A 3,759-nucleotide genomic window follows, 5' to 3' on the forward strand; every position below is an offset into this window, starting at 1 on the left:
CTACCAAAGATTGGGTCCCATTTCTATCTCAAAATTTTTCAATCACCAATAAACGGAACTCTACTGAGGTTTTGGGGTTTTGCCCTCTCCTTCTACCTGTGCTAAGATTTGCACAGAGGCAAATTGGAGGGTTTTTCAAGGAGGACAATTTGATCGCTCATTCAAGTTCACAAAAGATAGGAGTTGTTGACGATGCTCATTCGCATCATTCGTATCCTTTTCGTCATCACAGGAGCTATCGCTGGTTATCAGTTAGTGAATGTGATCAAGGCACCCATCCCCAAGCTCATCGGAATCATATCATACATGATAATTGGTTCTGGGGTCGGGTATGTTTTGGGGGGGATTACTGGCAGATGGCTGGTTAAAGTGATAAATTGGATTGAGGTCAATGTCCAGAAGATTCCCAGTTTGGATCTGATAATCGGTGCACTGGGTCTGATAATTGGATTAATCCTTGCCACCCTCATCTCCTGGCCTTTAAAGTATCTGCCATCGGAACTGAAATTATTGGACATCTTCTTAACAATTCTGGCCTTCATCCTCTTGGGCTATTTGGGGATACGCCTCTCACTCCGCAAAAAGGAGGATTTTCGAGGAGTGCTTCGGATTTTATCCCAGGTTAAGATATCAAAGGCAACATATTTCCCCGCGGAAAAGATCTTGGATACCAGCGTCATCATCGATGGACGGATTGCCGATATTTGCGGAACCGGTTTCATTGAGGGGCGGCTAAATCTGCCTCGCTTCGTATTGAAGGAGCTACAGAAAATCGCCGATTCTGAAGATATCCTCAAGAGAAATCGAGGACGTAGGGGATTGGATGTTTTAGGTGCACTTCAGCGGGAGCCAAAAGTTGAAATCCACATTTTGGAGCAGGATTACCCAGAACTTTCGGATGTCGATGCCAAGTTGGTTCGCCTTGCTAAGGAATTGGATGGTGTAATCCTCACCAATGATTACAATTTAAATAAAGTCGCTGAATTACAAGGGGTGAGTGTCCTCAATATCAATGAACTTGCAAATGCCCTTAAACCAGTGGTCTTACCGGGTGAAGAAATGAGCGTACGTATTTTAAGGGAAGGGAAGGAAGCCGGACAGGGTGTTGGGTACCTGGATGATGGGACCATGGTCGTAGTGGATGGGGGGAAGAAGTTCGTCGGTGAGGATGTCGAGGTTTTGGTGACGAGTGTCCTTCAAACTCCGGCGGGAAGAATGATCTTCGCTAAGCTCAAAGATGTGGAGGCAACCAGTGCTTAAGGTCATAAATGTTGCTGTGATCGCCGCTGCGGGAAGGGGGGAGAGGATGGGGCTTGAAGGTGGTAAACAATATATTCTCCTGGGTGACAAACCAATTTTAGCCCATACCCTCCAGGTCTTTGAAGATTGTACCCCCATACATCAGGTTATAGTGGTGGCAAATCCCGAGGATATAGAGTTTTGTCGAGACGAAATCGTCGAAAAATACGGACTCTCCAAGGTATTAGAGGTGGTCGCTGGGGGGCCTAAAAGGCAGGACTCCGTGTACAATGGTCTCCAAGTCCTTCCCAAAGGAACCACAACGGTGATAATCCATGATGGAGCGCGCCCCCTTGTAACCCCTCAAATCATAGAGAAGGCAATTTCTGCGTTGAAGGGTTGGGATGGTGTGGTGGTCGGAATCCCCGCTACGGATACCATCAAAGAGGTAGAGGATGAAAGGGTAGTCCGAACTCGTCCACGCGCGAAATTGTGGTCCGCTCAAACCCCCCAAGTATTTCAATTAAAGCCACTACTTGAGGCTCACAAGCAGGCGAAATCCGATAATTTTTATGGTACCGATGACGCGGTTCTCCTCGAGAGAATGGAGTACCGCATAAGAATGATCATGGGTTCCCATGAAAATATTAAAATAACGACTCCCGAAGATTTACTGATGGCCGAAGCCATTCTTAAAAGGAGACAAGGGTCACGGTCATGAGTGAAAAGTACCATGTCTCATGTCCCTTGACCCCGTGACAAAGGTGGAATGATGAGGGTTGGTATTGGCTTTGATGCTCATAAATTTACCCCCAACCGCCCCTTGGTTTTGGGAGGGGTGCACATCCCCTTTCCCTTGGGACTGAAGGGATATTCGGATGCCGATGTGGTTATCCATGCAATCATCGATGCCATCTTGGGAGCCATCTCGGAGGGAGATATCGGACTACATTTCCCGGATACGGATGAGAGTTATAGGGATATCTCCAGCCTGACTCTGCTCTCTGAGGTCAAAAAAATCTTGACTGAACGGGAGTATAAAGTGGTTAATTTAGATGTGGTGGTGGCCCTCGAGGAGCCAAAAATTGCTCCCTTTCGCGACGAGATGAAGGGAAAGATCGCTCATACTTTAGATATGGAGAGGGATCAAGTAAACGTCAAAGCCACCACCACTGAAGGTTTGGGCTTTACCGGGCGCAGGGAAGGAATCGCCGCTTATGCCGTGGCCCTGGTGGAAGAAATTTAAACACGGGGGTGTACGATGTTTGGTACTTTAAAGGAGGATATTCAGGCGGCTCTCGATAGAGATCCCGCCGCCACAAGCGTCCTTGAGGTTATCCTGGCTTATCCGGGGTTTCATGCCATTTGTTTTCACCGCATAGCCCATTGGTTACATAGAAGGAGACTAAGATTGCTCGCTCGCCTGCTCTCCCACATTAGTCGTTTTTTAACGGGCATTGAAATTCACCCTGGGGCGCAGATTGGGCGAGGATTTTTCATAGACCATGGCATGGGCGTGGTCATAGGAGAAACCACCGAAATTGGAGATAATGTCACCCTTTATCAAGGTGTAACTTTGGGGGGAACCGGAAAGGAAAGAGGAAAGCGTCACCCCACCATAGGCGATAATGTGGTCATAGCCGCTGGTGCAACCGTTCTGGGTGCCGTAACCGTGGGGGATAATTCAATTGTGGGAGCGGGAGCCGTGGTCATCCATCCAGTTCCTCCAAACTGCACCGTGGTGGGCGTTCCCGGTCGCATAGTCGTTCGGGAAGGGAAGAAGGTTCCCACCATCGATCTACACCATGAAAGGCTCCCAGACCCCATGGCGGAGATGTTTAATGCCATTCACCGTCGTCTGGATAGGCTAGAGCACAAAATCGAAGAGGTGAGAGAGGATAAAGTTGAAGGTGGCAAGGAAGGATGAGCCTGAGGATTTATAATACCTTGACAGGTAAAAAGGAAGAGCTTGTCCCCCGTGAAGAGGGCAAAATTGGAATGTACGTCTGTGGACCCACGGTTTATAACTACATCCACATCGGAAATGCGCGTTGCTATGTAGCCTTCGATGTGATAGGAAGGTATTTGAGGTATAAGGGATACGAGGTCACTTACGTCCAGAATATCACCGATATTGATGATAAAATCATCAACAGGGCCTGCGAGGAGAATACCACCACCGAGGAGATCTCAAGGAAGTATACACGGGCTTATCTCCAGGACATGGAGAGTTTGGGTGTGGAGTCGGTGGATGTTCAACCAAAAGCCACCGAGCATATACCGGAGATGCTGGAGATGATCGAAAAGCTCATACAAAGGGGATACGCCTATGTCGTTGATGGGGATGTCTTCTTTGAAGTCACCAAATTTGAAGATTACGGGAAGCTTTCTCACCGCACTCTGGAGGAGATGAGAGCTGGGGAGCGGGTTGAAGTCGATCCACGCAAACGTCATCCCATGGATTTTGCTCTCTGGAAAAAGGCTAAGTCCGGTGAACCTTCCTGGCCCAGTCCTTGGGGA

Annotated in this window: 5 protein-coding genes; all 5 read left to right on the top strand. The window is 48.3% G+C overall.

The annotated features are described in order from the left end of the window. The first annotated feature begins 192 nt into the window (after positions 1-192). A complete protein-coding gene (locus AB1466_06495) occupies positions 193-1,260 on the top strand; it encodes a TRAM domain-containing protein (protein MEW6189732.1) in 1,068 nt (355 codons plus the stop codon). Further along, positions 1,253-1,960 carry a 2-C-methyl-D-erythritol 4-phosphate cytidylyltransferase gene (gene ispD / locus AB1466_06500; protein ID MEW6189733.1) on the top strand — a complete coding sequence of 236 codons (708 nt, stop codon included), beginning with the start codon at positions 1,253-1,255 and terminating at the stop codon, positions 1,958-1,960. The genes AB1466_06495 and ispD overlap by 8 nt, the downstream gene beginning before the upstream one ends. A gap of 48 nt (positions 1,961-2,008) precedes the next feature. After that, the gene (ispF, locus tag AB1466_06505) at positions 2,009-2,485 is read left to right on the top strand and encodes a 2-C-methyl-D-erythritol 2,4-cyclodiphosphate synthase (protein ID MEW6189734.1); all 477 of its coding nucleotides are present in this window, start codon (positions 2,009-2,011) and stop codon (positions 2,483-2,485) included. 15 nt (positions 2,486-2,500) lie between these two features. Next, positions 2,501-3,166, top strand: coding sequence for a serine O-acetyltransferase EpsC (gene epsC, locus AB1466_06510; protein ID MEW6189735.1), 666 nt, complete (start codon positions 2,501-2,503; stop codon positions 3,164-3,166). Next, the coding region (locus AB1466_06515; GenBank protein ID MEW6189736.1) for a class I tRNA ligase family protein at positions 3,163-3,759 on the top strand (597 nt) is incomplete at its 3' end. The genes epsC and AB1466_06515, both read left to right, overlap by 4 nt.

The organism is Actinomycetota bacterium (assembly GCA_040755895.1).
GTDB lineage: Bacteria > Actinomycetota > Aquicultoria > Subteraquimicrobiales > Subteraquimicrobiaceae > Subteraquimicrobium.

Coding starts and splice junctions, on each gene's coding strand:
- ispF (MEW6189734.1), top strand. CDS start 2,009: ATGATGAGGGTTGGTATTGGCTTTGATGCTCATAAATTTACCCCCAAC.
- AB1466_06495 (MEW6189732.1), top strand. CDS start 193: ATGCTCATTCGCATCATTCGTATCCTTTTCGTCATCACAGGAGCTATC.
- epsC (MEW6189735.1), top strand. CDS start 2,501: ATGTTTGGTACTTTAAAGGAGGATATTCAGGCGGCTCTCGATAGAGAT.